Annotated in this window: 20 protein-coding genes; all 20 read right to left on the reverse strand. The window is 38.9% G+C overall.

Going from position 1 to position 18699, the window contains the following annotated elements; all coding sequences use genetic code 11:
* Positions 1–34 precede the first annotated feature (34 nt).
* Positions 35–922: a hypothetical protein gene (locus G6W43_RS07070; protein WP_194169468.1), complete on the reverse strand. Its 888-nt coding sequence runs from the start codon at positions 920–922 to the stop codon at positions 35–37.
* Positions 894–1346 (reverse strand): hypothetical protein, encoded by a 453-nt coding sequence (locus tag G6W43_RS07075; RefSeq protein ID WP_194169469.1) that lies wholly within the window; start codon positions 1344–1346, stop codon positions 894–896. Before G6W43_RS07075 ends, G6W43_RS07070 begins: the two co-directional genes overlap by 29 nt.
* Positions 1343–1600 carry a hypothetical protein gene (locus G6W43_RS07080; RefSeq protein ID WP_194169470.1) on the reverse strand — a complete coding sequence of 86 codons (258 nt, stop codon included), beginning with the start codon at positions 1598–1600 and terminating at the stop codon, positions 1343–1345. Before G6W43_RS07080 ends, G6W43_RS07075 begins: the two co-directional genes overlap by 4 nt.
* Positions 1601–1768: a hypothetical protein gene (locus G6W43_RS07085; RefSeq protein ID WP_194169471.1), complete on the reverse strand. Its 168-nt coding sequence runs from the start codon at positions 1766–1768 to the stop codon at positions 1601–1603.
* Positions 1743–1940, reverse strand: a complete 198-nt coding sequence (locus G6W43_RS07090) for a hypothetical protein (protein ID WP_103575724.1) — start codon at positions 1938–1940, stop codon at positions 1743–1745. Before G6W43_RS07090 ends, G6W43_RS07085 begins: the two co-directional genes overlap by 26 nt.
* Positions 1924–2247 carry a hypothetical protein gene (locus G6W43_RS07095; protein WP_194169472.1) on the reverse strand — a complete coding sequence of 108 codons (324 nt, stop codon included), beginning with the start codon at positions 2245–2247 and terminating at the stop codon, positions 1924–1926. Before G6W43_RS07095 ends, G6W43_RS07090 begins: the two co-directional genes overlap by 17 nt.
* A 212-nt stretch (positions 2248–2459) precedes the next feature.
* Positions 2460–2825: a YopX family protein gene (locus tag G6W43_RS07100; protein ID WP_194169473.1), complete on the reverse strand. Its 366-nt coding sequence runs from the start codon at positions 2823–2825 to the stop codon at positions 2460–2462.
* Positions 2825–3304, reverse strand: coding sequence for a hypothetical protein (locus G6W43_RS07105; protein WP_194169474.1), 480 nt, complete (start codon positions 3302–3304; stop codon positions 2825–2827). The genes G6W43_RS07100 and G6W43_RS07105 overlap by 1 nt, the downstream gene beginning before the upstream one ends.
* Complete coding sequence (locus G6W43_RS07110) at positions 3301–3804, reverse strand: hypothetical protein (protein WP_194169475.1); 504 nt, start codon at positions 3802–3804, stop codon at positions 3301–3303. The genes G6W43_RS07105 and G6W43_RS07110 overlap by 4 nt, the downstream gene beginning before the upstream one ends.
* Before the next feature lie 100 nt (positions 3805–3904).
* The gene (locus G6W43_RS07115) at positions 3905–4834 is read right to left on the reverse strand and encodes a DNA cytosine methyltransferase (protein ID WP_194169476.1); all 930 of its coding nucleotides are present in this window, start codon (positions 4832–4834) and stop codon (positions 3905–3907) included.
* Between the two features lie 111 nt (positions 4835–4945).
* Positions 4946–6901, reverse strand: a complete 1956-nt coding sequence (locus G6W43_RS07120; protein WP_194169477.1) for a DNA polymerase — start codon at positions 6899–6901, stop codon at positions 4946–4948.
* A gap of 14 nt (positions 6902–6915) precedes the next feature.
* Positions 6916–8565 (reverse strand): DnaB-like helicase C-terminal domain-containing protein, encoded by a 1650-nt coding sequence (locus G6W43_RS07125; protein ID WP_194169478.1) that lies wholly within the window; start codon positions 8563–8565, stop codon positions 6916–6918.
* Between the two features lie 2 nt (positions 8566–8567).
* Positions 8568–9011 (reverse strand): helix-turn-helix domain-containing protein, encoded by a 444-nt coding sequence (locus tag G6W43_RS07130; RefSeq protein ID WP_194169479.1) that lies wholly within the window; start codon positions 9009–9011, stop codon positions 8568–8570.
* A complete protein-coding gene (locus tag G6W43_RS07135) occupies positions 8996–9445 on the reverse strand; it encodes a GxxExxY protein (protein ID WP_194169480.1) in 450 nt (149 codons plus the stop codon). The genes G6W43_RS07130 and G6W43_RS07135 overlap by 16 nt, the downstream gene beginning before the upstream one ends.
* Positions 9429–10064 (reverse strand): ssDNA-binding protein, encoded by a 636-nt coding sequence (locus G6W43_RS07140; protein ID WP_194169481.1) that lies wholly within the window; start codon positions 10062–10064, stop codon positions 9429–9431. The genes G6W43_RS07135 and G6W43_RS07140 overlap by 17 nt, the downstream gene beginning before the upstream one ends.
* A gap of 11 nt (positions 10065–10075) precedes the next feature.
* Positions 10076–10381 (reverse strand): hypothetical protein, encoded by a 306-nt coding sequence (locus G6W43_RS07145; protein ID WP_194169482.1) that lies wholly within the window; start codon positions 10379–10381, stop codon positions 10076–10078.
* Positions 10382–10472: 91 nt separating this feature from the next.
* Positions 10473–12614, reverse strand: coding sequence for a DNA-directed RNA polymerase (locus tag G6W43_RS07150; RefSeq protein WP_428844941.1), 2142 nt, complete (start codon positions 12612–12614; stop codon positions 10473–10475).
* A 758-nt stretch (positions 12615–13372) separates the two neighbouring features.
* Positions 13373–13855: a tyrosine-type recombinase/integrase gene (locus tag G6W43_RS10640; protein WP_342672224.1), complete on the reverse strand. Its 483-nt coding sequence runs from the start codon at positions 13853–13855 to the stop codon at positions 13373–13375.
* Between the two features lie 278 nt (positions 13856–14133).
* A complete protein-coding gene (locus tag G6W43_RS07160) occupies positions 14134–16293 on the reverse strand; it encodes an FtsK/SpoIIIE family DNA translocase (RefSeq protein WP_342672225.1) in 2160 nt (719 codons plus the stop codon).
* 89 nt (positions 16294–16382) lie between these two features.
* Positions 16383–18581: a flagellin gene (locus G6W43_RS07165; protein WP_242047638.1), complete on the reverse strand. Its 2199-nt coding sequence runs from the start codon at positions 18579–18581 to the stop codon at positions 16383–16385.
* Positions 18582–18699 lie beyond the last annotated feature (118 nt).

The raw sequence follows: 18699 nt of genomic DNA on the forward strand, positions 1-18699 counted from the left end.
CGTGTGATTTCAAATGCCCTATTTTAGGGGGTTTCTAAAGGGTGGGTAAATGTGCGTTTCTAAGGTCAATATTAAGTGGTTCATAGCTCCAAAGAATAGGCTTACCACCTTTAAACTCATCAACTCTTAACATCCTTGCTACTCTAGCTTGGACTATTGCATCATCATTGGCATACATAAAGTAATTATCTATGTCGCCCTCACACTTGTCATAGTAAGGCTTCATATACCAAGAGAGAATAGCCTCCCAAATATCTTTACAAGGTAGTGCTTTCTTTACTATCTTGTTACCTTCTAAGCTTATAGACCACTTTAGGTATTCGTTTAGGATTTCTTCAGCCTTTTTCTTACCTATGCCTTTACACCCACCATAACCATCTGTGCTATCTCCTGTAAGCACTTGTGTAAAAAACACGCGCTGTCCTTGAGCGTAGCTAAGCTCATACCTTAAGTCCTTACGCCAGTTGTAGTGTTCTCCTTCAACTTGGTTTAGGTCTTTGTCTATATGAGCTAAGATGTTATTTATTGGGTCATTGCTAAGGTGTATAGAGCAGGCGTCATCTGCTTCTATCTTAGTGGTTATCTTTGCACCATACTTGGTTACTGCATACTCTTTTAGCATTGGTAAGAGCTGTGGTTTTGGTAGGTCTTTTCTGTTGTGTTTGTAGGTTGGTAAGATGTCATACCTAAAGTTGGTTTTACCTGTAAGATAAAGCTGTGTCTTAGAGCATTTGGTGTTATCCTTTAGCTTCTCTATTGCTTCATCTAAACTCTTTCTTGCTCCCTCTTCATCTAGGACTACTACTTGGTTATCCTCTGAGAAGTCAAAGGTGCTCTCATTAACGCTAGCAGCCTCATAGAGCAAGCTATCTGCGTCTATGATAAGTGTTTTATCATTTTTCTTTAATAATCTCCTCGCCAAAGATAAGCTCCTTTATGTCCTCTTTGCACTGCTCTTTGTCTCTGCCTTCTTCATAGGCACGAATGAGATACTCCATAGCCATATTTAAATCTACATTACCAACAGGGATTACCTTGCTTAATAGCTCAAGCATTAGAAACCCTTGATTAGTCATATCATTTATGTAGGCTACGTTAGCTCTATGCTCTATGTAGTCATCTCCGTAAAATGTTGAGATTAACCTAGCTTGAAACACCCTTAGCCAAAAGACGTAAGAGCAGTATTCATAAATCATCTCAGACATATTGTTAGCTCTATAACTAGCCATAAAGTCTGAAGAGATGTCTGTAAGGGTCATAGTTACATCCCTAACGTTAAACTCAGTCCTGTCTCCACTTGTTAAAGCCCAGTCAAGTATCCTCTTTTGTTTGCTGCCTTTTATCACTTTTCACTCTCCTTTATTTTTAGTAGTATTAGATAGCCTATAAGGTCAGTTATAGTATCTTCGTTATAGCTTTCATTGCCTTTTGCTATACGGCTTAGCTTGTCATCTATACGCACTCTAAGACCCTCTAGCTCATCAGCCTTGCTAAATATTCGCACAGGCTCAAATGCAGAGTTGCCATAGCTCTCATTTTTCTTTATTAGAGTTGTGGCTATGTCTGTTACAATCCCTGATACCTTGTCTCTAAAGTCCATTTAAACCTCCTTTATGTAGTAGCCCTTATATCTTCTCTCTTTAGGTTTAAGGGCATCGTTAAGCTCTTTAACTCTAGCAAAAGCAACCACACGTGATGCATATACAGCTATTGTCTTAGCTTCATTCAAGCTCCTATCAAAGCTATAAACTTCGTAATTCTTTGTCATAGCTGTCCTTTACAACGTGAGGCTTAACAAAGAAAAAGGCTGTATCGTTCTCTTTGATAGCTCTTTCGTTTTGCTGATTTGCTTCAAACTCTGCTAGCTTCTCATCAAAGAAGCATTGATGAAAGCAGGTTCTGTCATCTTTGATTATCCTGACTTCATATATTTTTATCATCTAGTTGTCTCTCCTCTTGTTTTAAACTAGGTCTTCTTCTCCAAGACCACCACTCAGAGCCATCATACTCCTCTCGCTCTAGCCAATCAGAGGTATCTTTAAAGGTTATCCAACCTTTCCAGTATTGCGAGCCATAGCCTTTATTATAGTTAAGCATACTTTTTTGTATCCCATCCCAAGGGATTTCTCCCTTACCTTTGTAGCTGGTAATAGTAGAGAGATACCAATCTCTTGCGTATTCAAGCTTGTATTCATCTATCTTATGGTCTCCTATGAGCTCTAATGTCTCTTGTTTAAAGTTAGTCATTATCTCTCCTCTCGTAATACCAGCACACACTGTTATAAATGTTTTCCCAAAACTCCATAAAAGGTTCTGGTGCTTCTTTTATACGTGACAACACTGCTTTTGGCATACATACTACAAGCAGAGGGATTAATAGTCCAAAGTAAAGGACAAACGAGATAATGAAAAGAGGACTGAATATAAGAAAAACTAGCCATTTTTGAAGTGTTTTTAAGCTATGCATCGAGTAACTCCTTGTTTTGATGGACGTTGCCTAAGACTTCTAAATCACAAACATTATTAAGATATTCTGCATATCGCCCTTCAGCTGTTATTAAAAAGCTTGCACCATCCTCATAGTATTTAACTTCTCCTATAAGCTCTGTGCCATTTAATGTGCTAAAGCTTACGATATCTCTCTCAAATACCCTATTGCTATGAATATCCTTTATACCTGTGTATTGCATAACATCATAAAGGTTAGGTAAATCTAGTATCATTCCAAAAGAGGATATATCAACAGGATAGCTATCATAGGTATGCTCTGCATCATATATCATTTTCTTTTCTTCTTTATCCCAAACTCTAAATCTTGGTCTCATTAGTTCTCCTTTAGTTTAAATCCAAGAGCATATATAGGCTTCCACATAAGCGTATCGTGATTAGCTGCAAACTCTTTATCCATTTCAGGTATAGTCTTTCTAAATAGGCATATAGAGTATCTTTTAGAGACATAATCGTAAATATTAAAACACCACAATACATCTCGTTCATTGATAAACTCTTTCTCTACATATTCAGGAGTTTTATTTACCATATCATCTAGCCTGTAAAACTCTTGTGTTGCTTCAGTGACCTCATATACTTCAATGTCTGTATAACCTTCGTCTGATTTATAAACTAATCTATCTCCCACTTTAAACTTGGGTGCAGAGTTGGGTCTTATTCTGTATTCCTCTCTATCAAAATCCCAAGTATCCGTGCCTTTTGCAAACCAGCGTTGAAAAATGGTATCGTAGGCATCCACGATTTTACCCTCAGCATAGGCTGTGATAAGCTCTATCTTTTCTTCTGTTGTCATTTGTCTGTCTCCTTATTATTGATAGGTAATCTAAATCCTATAGAGTACATAGGTGTAATATCTGTTATCTGTCCTTTATAGTATTCTTGAATATCTGGTATTGTTGTCATAGTCGTATTAAGTAATTTATTAGCGTTATCTGGAGTTACCCCAGTAAAGAACCATAGCACTTCGTTTATATCTATGAAGTTACTATGGGCAAACTTTTTACTTCTTCCAACTCCACCATCGAAGTAGTACCAGTCGTTACTTATTTCTGTACATTTATATAGTGCTGGATTAGCTTTACCTTCTTCAGTTTTGTCTACTAATACGTCTCCTACTTTAAACTTAGGTGCAGAGTTAGGTTTAATACGATACCGACCTAATTCAAAGTTCCAAGCATCTAAACCTACTGGTTGCCACACCTCTACTCCATCATATTCATAAAGACGTTCTACTGTCTCTTTGTTATGGTAAGCAGTAATTATCTTTATCTTTTCTTCCAGTGTCATCATCATCATATATCCTTTTAAAATCATTTGCAGAGCCTTAGAGAGCTTTTAACCCTTTAAGGCTATCATTTATCATCTAAGAAGCGTTTGTTGATTGTAGAGCTTCCTAGACACCTTTATGAGCCTCTTTAATACTTTCTAAAACCATAGTAAGCACATTTAAGCTCATTGCATTTCCTGCTTGCTTATACATCTGGGAGTTACTAACAACTATCTTGTAGCTATCATCAAAGCCTTGAAGCCTTAGGTATTCTCTAGGGGATAAAACTCTTATCTTGTCTTGTATAAGCACTTTAACTTGATTGTTTCCACCTGTTCCTGCTGCTGCTAATAAGCACGGAGAAGCACCCTCAACGCTATAAACCCTTCTCATATTTGCCCTAGAGCAATCTGTCTTTGCTACTTGAATGATAGATGAGCCTATGGGTTTTGGTAAGAGTTCATAGGGTTTGTTTAGATACTTATTGTTATCAGTATCCAAGAAGTCTTTAATGCTCTTGGTAAGCTTTACAGGCTTTTTGAAGCTAATGCCTAAATCCTCTTTACTCCCAACTAAATATAGTCTCTCTCTGTTTTGAGGTATCCCATAATCTTTAGTGTTAAGGATTTGATATGTTAAGAAATATCCAAGTTCTTTAACGTATTCTAGTAATGTGTTAAAAGTCTTACCTTTGTTTATGCTTAGAAGTCCTTTGACATTTTCAAAGATAAAATACTTTGGTCTAGCTTCTTTTAAAACTCTTAGGTATTCATAGAGTAGCTGTCCTCTTTCTCCTGCTATACCTGCTCTTAAGCCTGCAAGAGAGAAGTCTTGACAAGGGCTACCACCTATTAAGATGTCTATCTTGTCTTTGTATTTAGAGCCATCTATCTCTCTTACATCTTTGTAAAACTCTTCACAAGAGACGTTAGCTTCAAAGCTAGCTCTAGCATACTTATCTATCTCACAAGCAAAGACACACCTAGCATCATCAAACACAGCCTTAGTAGCTATCTCAGCAGTCCCAAGCCCACTAAATAGCGAGCCAAGTCTCATCTTATTACCTCTATAAAAATCATCATAGCTACCAAGCCAACAATGCTTGAAAGCATAAATCTATTAAGGGCAATATCTATCTTTTCTTCAAATAACATCAACTATCCTTTATCAGTGTGTTTCTTTCCAAGAGTTGCCTATCTTGGCTTCTCCTGCTAGTGGTATCCTAAACTTAAAAAACTCTGTAACAAGCTCAAAGCTTTTTAGGCATATCTCACTAACTCTAGTGGCATACTCTTCTTTGACTTGGATTTGCACCTCGTCGTGAATGTTTGCCACAAACTCATAATCAATCCCAGCCTTTAGCTCCCTTTGTAAGAGTTCATCAAGGGTTACTAGATACTGCTTCATCACAATAGCTCCAGCACTTTGAAGCAGCACATTAAGAGCTGAGTGTGCTGAGCGTATCTTTAGCGTTCTGCCATCTAAACCTTTAATAAACTTTTGGGATTTTGCTTTAGCTGCTACGTCTTCACGCAGACTTGTAAGAGCTGGTAAGCTTTTTAGAAATCTCTCCTTTATAAGCCAACCATCTATGGCATAGCAGATAAGGTCAGAGTTAAGCTCTACCCATCTACCTTTGCTTACCTTAGTGTAATGCTTGCCATCCTTTGTAAAGCTATCTTTTAGAAATCTCTTTTTGTATTCTTCATATTTTTTAGGATACTCAGCCTTAAGTTTCCTAACTTGCTCTAAGGGGTTGTTGATACTTAAGCCTATCCTTAAGTCTCCTCCGCCATAAAGCCAGCTATATATAAAAGTCTTCGCTGAGTTTCTTGTAGGTAGTCCAGCAGCCTTTTGGTTTGCTGTGTGTATGTCTCCACTGACTACCTCACGTCCATAAGCTCCGTCATCATAGCGTGCTAGATAGTGTGAGAGTGTCCTAAGCTCAAGTCCGCTAGCATCACAGCCAACTAGCTTGTAGCCCTTAGGCACTATAAAGAGCTCTCTAAACTCTGTTTGATACTCTCCTGCTGCTCCATAAAGGTAGTTACCATCTTTGTCTATCTTTACAGCAGGGACTTGTGCCACGTTTGGTCTTGAGTGGGTCATCCTACCAGTTACTGCTCCACAGCTATTAACATATCCGTGAATACGTCCATCACTCTCACAGCACCCTATAAGAGCTTGTGAGCCAGTAGCTAGCTGTGAAAGTCTTTTGGATATTAGCTGATACTCACAGAGCTTAGGAGCTTCAGGATAGCTTAGGTGTTCTAAGACCTCTGTATCAACCTTTGGCTCTCTAGTATCTGTATAGCTTTCAGGATGCCATTTATATTTTTCTATAAAGAATTTAGCTATATCAGCTCCTGAGCTTGGCTTAAACTCCTTTAGCTTTAGCTTCGTAAATGGCACACCCTTTGTGTATCCTTTGGTTTTGTTATTGACCTTTGGAGTAAATTCTCCATCACTTTCTAGTCTTGGTCGAAACAGCTCTCTAAACTCTTTTAAGAGCTCACTTTGTCTTTGTAAGAGCATTATGTAGAAGTCCTCAGCTCTCTCCTTATCAAACATAAACCCAAAGGCTACCTGTCTTGATATGACCTCTTGCACTTTATGCTCTAGGGTAAGGGCATAGCTATCCTCTAGGTTAAACTTACTAAGATACTCTAGTAAGGCTACGGTAACTCTAACGTCCTGCTCGCAGTAGTCACTCATCTCTTCGCTCCACTCTTGCCAGTCAGTAGTCTCTCCGTAGTCTCCCTTTAGCACTCCTAAGCGTTCTCCCCAAGCTCTTAATGAGTGTGAGCCATAAAGCTTAGTGCTTATGTTTTTCTTTGCAAGGTCTAACTCCTTAATGTCCGCTAGGGCTAGCCTAGCCATCACAAGAGTATCTAAGACGTTCTTAGGCTTAAAGGAGGGGTAAAGCTTCTTTATAGCTGGTATGTCAAAGGCTATTATGTTATGTCCGCAAACCTCTGCACCATCTAATCTTGCTACACCTTCGCTAGTATGCTCTTTGTCATATCGCTTATATTGTTTTGTCTGCGTGTCATAGATAGTCATTGTGTGTATCTTGGATAGCTCATTTAGTAAGCCATCAGTCTCAATATCAAAAACTAGCATTTCTCTCCTTTCTGCTAAAAGTCTGTGTTCTCCACTTTGGTCTCAACAACCTTTAAGTGTTCGTTGTCATCTTCATCTATTGCTTCTAGCCTACCTGTCTCTCTGTTATATCTTAGGCTATCTGCAACACCTGTTATACCTATCTCTCTGTTCTTTAGGATACGTAGTGTTGAAATGTCTTTAGTATCTCCGTCAGCTTGTTGGTTACGCTCAAGGGCTATTACACTATCGCTTAGTTGCTCTAGTGCTCCACTACCTCTTAGGTCTGATAGGCTTACTTGAGCTCCTTCATTAAAGCTACCTTTATTTGTTCGTTTAAGATGGACTATTGCATCTATATGGCAACCTGTCTCTTCTACAAGTGAGCGTAAAGAAGTCATAAGCATATCAATGTCCTTGCGTTCATTGTCGCTCTCATTACCACTTATAGCAATACTTATGTGGTCTAAGAATACGTGAGTTACTCCAAGCCCTACAACCATATAGCGTATCTCACTAAGTAAATGCTCGCTCTCTAATGAGCCAAAATGCCTATAAAAGACTATCCTGCCACTATCAAAGAGCTTAGCCTTAGAGGCTTGCCATTCATCAGTAGTAAGTAAGCTAGGGTTGTATCTTAGTTGTGCTAATGGGATGTTGTTATCAAGAGCTATGAATGCTTGAGCTGTCTTTTTAATGTTCTCTTCAAGAAATATCATACCTATCTTTGCACTCTTATTTGCAAGCACAAAGTGATAAGCTAGCTCACGAAGTATTGTTGATTTACCTATGCCACTACCAGCAGTCCAGATGATAAGCTCTCCACCTCTTGAGCCAAGTGTCATCTCTTGAAGTCTTGGATATGGATAAGCTATGCCTTGTTTAACAGGTGCTATTAGCTCCTCTAGGTCTAGCTCATTGGAGCTTATGATACCCTCAGGTCTCCATACCTTAGCCTCTTTAATGTTCTTATGTATGTCTGCTAGCATACCTTTTACAAGCATCTCATTAGCATCCTTGCCACCACTCCAATAGCATAGCTTAACGCTCCCTGCTTTAAACAAAGAGGCACACTCTAGCATTGCTTTACGTCCTACCTCGTCATTATCAAGAGCTAAGATGATAGTCTCATATTGATTTAGATAGTCAAGTTGTTTTGCTAGAGCTTTCTTAGCCCCTTGAGCTCCATTAGGTATGCTTACTACTGGTCGCTTGTTGTTATAAACCTGTGAGACACTAAGGGCGTCTATCTCTCCCTCAACGATGATGATAGCGTTTGCGTTCTCCTTGCTCCAAAGCTGTGCTCCATATAATGGGAGGTGCTTATCTCCAAGTACTGCAAAGCTCTTATCAGGATACCTTACCTTCTGAGCCACGACCTCTTGCTTATCGTTATAGTAGTTTGCTATCTGACAAGTGTTGCCTTTGCTATCCTTGCCTATCTGATAGTTCCAAAAGGCACACGTAGCATAGCTTATCTCTCTCTTGTTAAGGGGTTTGATTGTGCCATTAGCTATCATAGTGCCTTTTACTTTTGGCTCAGGTTTTGTTGTTTGTTGTTGCATTTCATCTACCTTTCCTACCTTTTCACATACGAAGCAGTACGTAGAGCCATCAGAGTATATAGCCTTACCATCACTACTACCACAGAGCTCACAAGGCTCGTGCCTCAAAAAGTCTGCCATAGCTATCTCCTTAGTTTTACAGCTATGTCTGCTAGATTTATAAGGCTCTCTCTACCACTCTCATCTTCAAGTACTAGAAGGTTTGATTTGTAGATACCTGTTATGCTCCCTTTCGTTCCATCTATAAGCTCTACTCTGTCATCAATCTTGAAGTTTCTTATATGAAAGCTACGTTGTCCTTTGAGGGCTTCTCGTTTCTCTGCTTCACTTAGAAGTCTCCAAGATGGGTCAAGATGATACTCGGCATACTTGTTGCCACTATACTTTGACCTCTTTATTCTTGTCTCTATATCCCACCCCTTATGCCTTAGGTTGTGTATGTGATATGCTAAGGTTGAGCCTATTAGTCCTAGCTCTCTTGTAGCTACCACAGGGTTAAGCGTAAGCCCTAGCTTTAGAAACTCAAGGACTTGTTTTTCTTGATTGATTATTATTTTTTTACCCATTGTTTTATGTACTCCTTATTAGTAGCATTAACAGGCTCAGCTATCCAAGCAGGAGGGATATGCCCCTCACTACACTTAATGCCATTGCTTCTGCACCACATCGCATAGGACGTCTTAGAGCCTTTGTTTATCTTTTGGTCTTGCTTTTGAAACACGAAGCGGATGTCTAGGTCAGGGTAGTTAGCCTTGATAGCCTTATGCTTTTGTCTATCAGGACTTGTAAATCTACCCTTTATCTCCACGATGATGCCATTGGCTAACACAAGGTCAGGCACATAATGCTTAACCTTTTGTAAGGGTTGGTAAGGTATCTTTACAGCTTCATAGTCATACTTGATGTTAAACTTAGTTAGCTCATCAGTAAGAGCTGCTTCAAAGCCACTTCTAACTCTTTCGCCTTGTTTGTTTAGCTGTGGTTTAGAAGTCCTCGTCATTTACCTCGCCCTCATCTGTGTCATCGTCTGCATCCATAGACGGAGTTGAGCTGTATCCTTCTTCTTCTCCAAAGCCATAGTCTTTAGCGTCTCCATTACCACCACTTACAAGGTTGATAATCTGTACTGCATTTAGATACAAGGTTACGCCATTGTTTGTGCCATTGAAGTAGCCACTAGGACTGAAATTAACTATCATAGTAGTGCCATTGTAGATTGATATAGGCTCTTTGATTTGTTTTAGCTTGCTATCAAATACAGCAGGAGGTGTCTTCTCTACTCTCTCGCCTTTCTTATTTACAAAGGTAGCTTTAGCTTTAAACTTGAATATTAAGTTGCCAGTCTCATCGCCATTGTCATCAGTCTCAGGCTCAAAGCCAAGATGTTTAGGCTCTTTCTTAGCTTTCTTAGGGTCATCTAGGGTTGCTTTGAAGTCATCATAGGTAGTCTTTATCTTTGCTACTATCTCTTTTACCTTTGGATTTTCAGCGTTTAACACCAAATCTACGTGATACTCTCCATCATCTTTAAAGCGAGTATCAGGCTCATATAGCCAGCACCATCTAGCTTCTCCAATAGGTGTATTAAGTTTTGCAAGTTTCTTTTTAGTTTCTGCCATAGTCGTTCTCCTTATATAGTTTGTAGCAGTTGGTCTAATGAGCAAATATGTTTATTCTGTCTCATATATGTTTCATTGTTGAATAGCCTCTTTACATCTCTTTCATAAACTCTATTAGGTGCATCTAGTGCATCTGTCTTTGGTCTTATGAGTGTTTTTAAAGAGATGCCTTGAGCTATCGCCTCTTTTAACTGACACGGATGTAGCCCTATTGCTACGAGTTCCCAGTAAAGCTTAGTGTTTAGCTGTTCTCCTTTCTTTAGTTTGTTGTAAGCTGTTGTGATTGTTTTGTTTGAAGTCATAAAACGCCTCCTCAAGGTTTTTCTTCCAATAGGTGGCGTGTGTTAGGGAGTTGTTTTTTATAAAATGGTATGGATTAAGATTAGGTTAAGCCCTAAAAAGATAGGGCTAAGAAAAGAAGTATGTAGAGTTTAGGACTTTTGTAATGTCTAGGTTGCCTTGTTTAGGTAGCTCAGGGAGCTTCTTAACATTCTTAGGGCTGAGCTGTGATGCTATCTCGTCTTTAAACTTTGCTAAGTTATTCTCACTATACATCTTTACAAACTCTTCACGGAGTGTATCACGTAGAGTATCAGTGTTTCCAGCGTGAGTTGCAAAGCTATCGTGTATCATTGCAAAGTTCTCTACACCTTTATCAAGACAAGCATCAATCGTTAGGACTAGATGCGAAGCGTCCATTGAGTGTATGTAGTTAGGAGATTGCCCGTTAGTTGTAACTCTACTATCTATCTTTTTATCACTATCTTTTGCCTCTTCTTCTACACTTAGTCTCACTCTAGTGCCTCCCCAATATGTTTCAACAAGCTTTGATGTTAGCTTGCGATACTCTTGTTTTACCTTGAAGCCACTTGGAGTAGTCCAATATAGTGGCTTATCTTCTTTTGTTGCTACTCTTGCCATATCCTTTAGAAAAGCCATAGCATCCTTTGAGGCTACTACAACTTTCTCTATACCTTCTCTGTTTCTATCTGCTAGATATACACACATCTTAGCAAAGCTTGTATCAACAAAAGTGTAGTCTTTTGGATTAAGCTCAGATAGTAGCTGTTCTTTCATACCCTCTCTACTAGCACCATAAGGAGTAGTCATAGTATTTCTCTTTGTTACACTTCTATCAACTTTCCCCACTAGAGGTTTAGCTTCAAGCACACCATTGGCTGCATCTATCTCTACAACCTTTGAGACTTCTTTTGCTACCTCTGCATAGATGTCATTGGGTTTGTCCTCAGCTCCGTTGATAACGTTTGTAGCTAGTGCTCCCCTCTCATCAAGAAGTAGTGCTGAGAAGTGTTGTATGCCACTACAAGAGCCATCAAGAGGTACAGGTAGATAACTAATAAACTCAGGGCTATATCCACTAGCTACATAGTCGCTCCATTCAAAACAAAAAGCTAGAAACTTAAATGACCCTTTTGCTTTAAACCACCAAGTGTTTGCGTAGGGGTCAGCAGCTACTGCTAGAATGTCTTTCTCGTGAGCCTTAGCCCAAGCCCATCTCTCACTCATAGGGAGCTTATCATCTCCAAAAGCATTTGCACCTAGCATTGAGAGCCATTTAGCCCCTTCAGCTCCTAGAGCTACACCATTAGCAAACATAAGAAGAGCCTTAGATAAGTCATTACCTTGTGGGTTAGGACAACCACCACTTTGAATAGGATATATTCTGCCTCTCCAGTCTAGGTTGTAGCAATAGTAAAACTCTTTCTCGTCCTTAAACTTCATAGCAGTTGCTATCAAAGACACAAGAAGAAGCCTCTTACCTCTATCACTTATCTGTTTTCTATAAGTTGCTCTACTTATCCTTTTCCAGTCTGCATAGACTTCAGGATATGTAGTTTTAAAATATTCATACTCTTCATCAGTAGCGTTCTCAGGTAGTTCAACAGGTCTAGGGATAAATCCTAGCTCAGTTCCACTTGTTATCTCAAGCTCAGGTATCTCTTTGTCGAGTTCTATGAAATGTTGAGCTACCTCTAGCACTCTCTTGTTTATACACCAAGCAGTGTCTTGTAGTGCATTGATAGCCCTATAAACCTTTGGCATCTCATAGTCTTTTAGATAATTACTAGGCTTACCTGAGAGGTTCTTTACTAATGGTACTTGTAATACTGGAGTTAAGAAACCACCAAGCTTTCCTGCTTCGTGTGGTCTAGGTTTAATAAGCATAGGATAGAGTATAGGAGTAAGAAGCTCACACTCTCCCTCTATCTTTGTTAGGTATTCTCTAAACTCTTTTGTAGGAGTAAGTGTCTTTGATATTCTATTAAAGCCCTCTCTCTTATCACCAATCTCAAATACACCAGTAGAAGCTATAAGGACGTCTAAGAGCTTCTGACCTATCAAGAGTTGCTCTTTAGTGTCTAATGTTTCTCTTGTAAAGTCCTCAGTCTCATCCATAAATCTATGAAAGCCTTTAGCTATCTTTTCTTTACTTACACGTTTTTGTAGTTGGCTTTTAATATAGAAGCTAGCAGTTATATCTATCCTTGTATTAACAGCCTTGTAATTCTTTATATTTAACTCTTCCAATAAAGCTTTAGCTATGGCTGTGGCTACGGAGACTAATCTAACCTGCTTAGTACATACACTATTAAAGATTATCTTTAGAGTTATATAGCCAGCCTCAGCATATCCTATACGCTCTATAAAGTCTTTAATAAATCTTTCATTATGTGTTAGCTTACTTTTCTTATATTCCATAAGACCTTTCATAAAAGGCTGCATAAGTTGATAGATAAGCACTGAGCTAACCTTAGTCTCTCCATAGCCACCTCTAGCTTTAGCAGTAGCTACTTCTTTTCTTATCTTCTCAACACCTTCGTTGATGCCCTCAAGTTCAAGATTTAATTGTCTTTGCTCTAGTGTCATATTGTCCTCCTTTATGGACTTCTAGTAAGACTAAGAGAAAGACAGAGAGTTCTATTACCATCCTATGGATATCTAAGAGTAATCCTTTACAATCCTTTACCCCCTCTCGCCTTCTCCAATAGGTGGCGTGTGTTAGGGAGTAAAAAGATTAAAATCTTCACGATTAAGATTAAACTAAGCTAACAATAGTAATAAGAATAGGCTCAATTCTTCCTATTAGTCAAACCTATTAACGACATAAAAAGGTAAAAGTTTAGGGCTAGGGGCTTCCTGCATATTTCCCTATTAAATTAATAAGAATATCACAGAAAGCCTTAAGATTGCGGGCTCATAACCCGAAGGTCGGCGGTTCAAATCCGTCCTCCGCAACCAAATACCCATTTTATCGGCACTCCGAGCCACTTTTTAAAACACTTAAATTAAACTGAAATTGAGTTAAGCAAAATTTCGATAGTTTCTTTAGATTTTTTAACGTTTGCAGTAATGTATTTTTGAGTTGTAATTATATTTGTATGCCCTAGTGTAAATGATACTTGCTCGATAGGAATTTTAAGATAATTAATTGAATACGTGCCGATTAAATGCCTAATATCGTGCAATCTTATCTTTGGTAGATTATTTCTTTTAAGAAGCGAAGCCCAGCTTTTACGTAAATCTTTAAATTTATCATCTGTCATAGGATTGATAAAGATATAATCATTCAAACGTTTTTGCTCTTTAGCTACTATATACCTTTTATATAACCTAGAGCATAGCTCATCACTCATCTTGTAGATCATATCTCTTTTAGCCTTATTGATCTTAAAAGGGATAGCATAAGTTCTTGTTTTAAAGTTTATATCACTAAATTTAAGGCTTAATACTTCATTTTTACGCCTGCCGTGAAGTAAGAAAAAGAATATATCAGAGTTATCATCAGTGTTTTCTCAAATAGCTTTTATAAAACGTTTTTGAATAGATATCGGATAATCAAAGTATCTTTTATTGTCAAATTTTGGAAGCTCGATAAAATCACAAGGATTTTTATTTATTAACTCCAACTTGATGCCTAGTTTAAAGATAACTCTGTGAGTCTTTTAAAAAGCTTTTTATATATAAGAGTATTATAGAGGCATTGCCAAGCAACACAGTATTCAAATTTATAAGTAAATTTGAATACCTTTTAGTCGTCAAAACATTTTTAAACTAAAATATCCCTCTGGCCCTTTGCATTTACAGGGCTTAAAACGCCCATTTTTTCCATCTGTTCGATTATATTTGCAGCTTTGTTGTAGCCTATTTTTAAGCGTCTTTGTAGGTAACTGATAGATGTTTTTTGCTCGCTTAGGATGATCTCTTTTGCCTCTTCATAAAGCTCATCAAGCTCTTCTTCACCTAGCACACCAGCAGCTGAGCCTGCGCTAGAGCCCTCTTCTGCTAGAAATTTCTCATCGTAAATCACATCTTGTTGCTCTTTTAAGAAATTTACGATTGTCTCGATCTCTTTTTCGCTCGCAAATGGCGCATGTAGCCTGATCACTCCAGGGCTTCCAGGAGGCGTAAATAGCATATCTCCTCGCCCTAGCAAGCTCTCAGCTCCCATTTGATCAAGGATAACCTTACTATCGATCCTCTGCCCTACTCTGTAGCTTATCCTGCTTGGTAAATTTGCCTTTATAAGGCCAGTCACGACGTCGACACTTGGGCGCTGGGTCGCTACTATCAAGTGTATGCCACTAGCCCTTGCCATCTGCGCTAGGCGTCCTATATAAAGCTCCACGTCTTTACCACTAGTCATCATAAGATCGGCTAGCTCATCGATGATCACGACGATGTATGGAAACTGCTCGCCACCTTCACTCTTCATCTTTTCGTTGTAGCTCTCTATGTTTTTTGTGCGAGTTTGACTCATTATTTTGTATCTTCGCTCCATCTCAGCGACCATGTTTGAAAGCGCTGTGATTGCCTTTTTAGCCTCCGTGATAACCGGCGTTAAAAGGTGTGGAATGTCGTTATATATGCTAAATTCAAGCATCTTTGGATCTATCATCATTAGGCGCAAAGTTTGTGGGCTATTTCTATAAAGCAAACTTAAAAGCATCGCATTTATGCCCACACTTTTGCCTGATCCTGTTGTGCCAGCAATCAGCAAATGTGGAAGCTTTTTAAGGTCGGTTACAAAAGGAGCGCCCACGATATCTTTACCAAGAGCCATAGTTAGCGGACTGCTTGCATTTTTAAAGACTTCGCTTTCTAAAATTTCTTTTAGATAGATCGTCTCTAAATTTTGATTTGGCACTTCGATGCCAACGACATCTTTGCCAGGGATCGGCGCCTGGATGCGGATCGTTTGCGCCTTTAACGCCATCGCTAGGTCATCTTGTAAAGTGAGAATTTTACTAACCTTGATGTGCGGGGCTGGGCGAAACTCAAATGTCGTGACGATAGGGCCAGTATATGTTCGCACCACGTCGCCATCTATCTTAAATTTGCGCAGTTTGTCGAGTAAATTTGAAATTTGCTGGTCGATCTCGGCTTCATTTATATTGTGCGAGCGCTTTGGAGGATCGTTTAGAAATTTAAGTGGCGGCAAGACAAAGTCTTTTGGTTTTTCGACCTTGCCACGCTCTATTTGATCAAGAAGTTTTTTGTTTTCAGCCACTTCATTTAAAATTTCAACCCCGCCTATGGTTGCAGGTCTGCTCTCTTGTGCCGGCTCCATCTCTGGCTCTGGTTCAAATTCTGGCTCACTATCTAAATTTGGCTCATCATCATTTAGCACCTGAGCGTCTATAAGCTCTTCTTCTTTTATCTCTTCGGCTTTTGGCTTTTTGCGCTCTATCTTTGGTATCTGCCTTGCCCTTACCTCTTTTACGCCTCTGCTTTTTTCTTCATAGCTATTTGGCTCTTTATCTACAAAAGCCTTTCTTAAAACGATGATGAAATTCTCCCTAAAAGCAAGCCCAAGAGAGATGATAAATATCATAAGTATAGCAACCGCAGTGCCGATAGCGCCGATGACTTCTTTTAGAGCTGAGACTATAAAGCCGCCTATCACGCCACTATTTGCTCCAGAAGTACTTAGCGCTTGAAACATCAAAAATGCGATAAAAAATAGAAAAATCCCAACTACAAACTGGGCAAAATCAAAGTCAAATTTCTTAAAATTTTTATATACAAAATAGCCTAAAACGATAAGTAAAAATGGATAAACATAAGCGATAAGGCCAAAATATTTAATATTAAAAACGCCAAGACTTTGTCCAAGCAAGCCTACAAAATCAGCAGTTGGAGCAGCCGTAGCGATACCAAAATATACAAAAAAACAAACAAAAATGGTAAATAATATATGTCTTAAAATTTTAGATCCTTTTGTTAAAAAGGCTTATTATAGCACGCTTGAGTTTAATTTTTAAAAAATCAGCAAGCTGTGCCTGCTGATTTATCATTTTAGTTTAGGTAGTTTAGCAAGCTTAGTTGATTTATCTTCGCGCTTGCTTGAAGAGTGGCTTGATACGAGAGTGAAAGCTGTGTAAATTTAAGGTATGACTCTGCATAGTCTGCGTCTATGACGTCATTTTTAACAGTTAGTACATTTACTTTCATGACCTCTGCACGCTCTTTTGTCGATGTCAAAAGCTTGGTTTGAGAGCCGATCTTTGTAAGCTCTTTATTTGCATGATCTACCAAGTGATCTAGCCTTTTTAAAGCGCCTTGCATGCCTGTATTTCGTGGGTCGTGATTGTTAGCGTCTGCTCTATAGTAGCCATTTCTAACGGCAAATATCATATCATCAAGGTCTTGAAAGACACTTGTACTTGGCTCATCGATAGTTAAAGCATTGTTTTCGTTAAAGCTAAAAACAGAGCCCTTGCCTTGAGGGTGGCTTGCAACGCCGGCTGTATTAATACCAGTGCTATCTCCGTCAAATATATCTCCATTTTTCGCATCATACATAGTTAGCTCTATATTTGTGACAGATTTTGTCTTGTCAGTTAGCACCATCCTGCCCTTATCGTCTAAATTTACCTCTACTGCGCCTTTAGTCTTTGACAAAGCGTCTTTATAGGCGTTGTAGTTTTGATCTCTTCTTACCTTTTCGATGTCTGTGTCGAAATTTGCATTTTCTACGTTTTGAGGATCAGGGATATTATCGCTTGCAGCCATTGCTACGATATCCATTAGCTGACGATATGTAAAGTCACTTGCATAGGTTCTGTAACTGCCAAATTCATCTGAGTTATAGACGGTCAAATTTCTAGTTGGAGATACCACACCAGCAGCAGTTGTAGATGTTATTTGAAACTGCACTGGGGTATTTACTCCACCTGCTTCACCCATTTTTACTTTGATGTCATACATTGTGCCAGTTATTGATTTTACTTGAAGACCTATCTCTTGATTATCTATATTGTAAAGCTCTCTCTTTCTAGCATCGACATCTTTTGGGTATAAATTTCTATTGTAGCTCTCTTTTGTGCCAGAAACCTCGCTTAACTTTGTCTGATCAGTTGCAAACTCGCCCGTTCTTCTAGCAACTTGAGGTAAATTTGCTATTAGCTCATTGTCTTTTCGCTCAAATCTAACCTTGTCGTAGTCAAATGCGTTTGTTAAATTTCCATCTTTATCAAGGTATTTGCTTTTTGTAAATTCAGTTATATGAACCGTTTTTGGCACAGCATTTGCCATATTTTCAAGACTTTGTAGCGAATTTACCGTATCAAGAGTATTGTTTGGAGCTATCGCACCACGATTTGCCGCCACAGAAGTAGCTGCAACCATGTGAAAGTCTATCGTTTGATTGCCTTTAGTAAGGTCTTTTATATTAAATTGTCCGTCGTTATTTATGCTCACATCGACAACTTTTGTTGTCTTTGTGTTGCCAAATTCCATACCGATCTTCTCCATCAAACCAGCCATTGATGTATCAGCACTCATTTTAAATTTGCTCGTAAATGTCGTGCCGTCTGGCTTTTTGCCCTGCATGAAAAAGTATGTGTCAGGGAAATTTACATTTGAAGTATCCAAAAAGTCATAATCAGGCTCGATCGTGCCTTTATAAGAGCCGTCACTGCCCACAACTGAGTCGCTTGCGTAGTTTAGACCGATCATATGTTTTATCTTGCTATTTTCATTAAGATATTTTGGCGCATAAGAGATGTCGGTTCTAGTTTGATCAGCTAGCATCACATTTGTTGTTAAAATTTTGTTGTAGTCACCATCTTTTCCTAAAAATAGATCAAATCCCGGGATGTTGTAAGGTAGCTCAACCTGCGCACCAGCTGAAGTTTTCATATAGTCGCGGTTGCCTTGATATTTGCCTGAGCCATCGATCGGCTTAGTATCCACAGCACTTCCTGAGAATAAAAACTGCCCATTTATAGAGGTATTTGCGATATTTACAAGGTGGTTTTTGATGCCCTGAAGGTCGTTTGCTAAAGCTTCAAGAGAGGTTGTGCTATGCACGTCGCTGGCTGCTTGAACGACTTTAGTTTTAAAATTTTCAAGCTGTTTTTCAAATTCTTTCAGTGCATTGTCTGTGTTTTTCGCAAAATTCACTGACTTACCAGTAGCATCAGCCACTTGAGTGAGAGTGGTCGCTTCATAATCAAGCCTCATAGCATCGTTATAAACCGCAGCACTGCCCATTTATAGAGGTATTTGCGATATTTACAAGGTGGTTTTTGATGCCCTGAAGGTCGTTTGCTAAAGCTTCAAGAGAGGTTGTGCTATGCACGTCGCTGGCTGCTTGAACGACTTTAGTTTT

The organism is Campylobacter concisus (assembly GCF_015229965.1).
Lineage (GTDB): Bacteria > Campylobacterota > Campylobacteria > Campylobacterales > Campylobacteraceae > Campylobacter_A > Campylobacter_A concisus_BD.

Bases quoted from the DNA above. Each gene is read 5' to 3' on its own strand.
- G6W43_RS07080 (WP_194169470.1), bottom strand. From the start codon at position 1,600: ATGGACTTTAGAGACAAGGTATCAGGGATTGTAACAGACATAGCCACA.
- G6W43_RS07085 (WP_194169471.1), bottom strand. From the start codon at position 1,768: ATGACAAAGAATTACGAAGTTTATAGCTTTGATAGGAGCTTGAATGAA.
- G6W43_RS07090 (WP_103575724.1), bottom strand. From the start codon at position 1,940: ATGATAAAAATATATGAAGTCAGGATAATCAAAGATGACAGAACCTGC.
- G6W43_RS07095 (WP_194169472.1), bottom strand. From the start codon at position 2,247: ATGACTAACTTTAAACAAGAGACATTAGAGCTCATAGGAGACCATAAG.
- G6W43_RS07100 (WP_194169473.1), bottom strand. From the start codon at position 2,825: ATGAGACCAAGATTTAGAGTTTGGGATAAAGAAGAAAAGAAAATGATA.
- G6W43_RS07105 (WP_194169474.1), bottom strand. From the start codon at position 3,304: ATGACAACAGAAGAAAAGATAGAGCTTATCACAGCCTATGCTGAGGGT.
- G6W43_RS07110 (WP_194169475.1), bottom strand. From the start codon at position 3,804: ATGATGATGACACTGGAAGAAAAGATAAAGATAATTACTGCTTACCAT.
- G6W43_RS07115 (WP_194169476.1), bottom strand. From the start codon at position 4,834: ATGAGACTTGGCTCGCTATTTAGTGGGCTTGGGACTGCTGAGATAGCT.
- G6W43_RS07120 (WP_194169477.1), bottom strand. From the start codon at position 6,901: ATGCTAGTTTTTGATATTGAGACTGATGGCTTACTAAATGAGCTATCC.
- G6W43_RS07125 (WP_194169478.1), bottom strand. From the start codon at position 8,565: ATGGCAGACTTTTTGAGGCACGAGCCTTGTGAGCTCTGTGGTAGTAGT.
- G6W43_RS07130 (WP_194169479.1), bottom strand. From the start codon at position 9,011: ATGGGTAAAAAAATAATAATCAATCAAGAAAAACAAGTCCTTGAGTTT.
- G6W43_RS07135 (WP_194169480.1), bottom strand. From the start codon at position 9,445: ATGACGAGGACTTCTAAACCACAGCTAAACAAACAAGGCGAAAGAGTT.
- G6W43_RS07140 (WP_194169481.1), bottom strand. From the start codon at position 10,064: ATGGCAGAAACTAAAAAGAAACTTGCAAAACTTAATACACCTATTGGA.
- G6W43_RS07165 (WP_242047638.1), bottom strand. From the start codon at position 18,581: ATGGGCAGTGCTGCGGTTTATAACGATGCTATGAGGCTTGATTATGAA.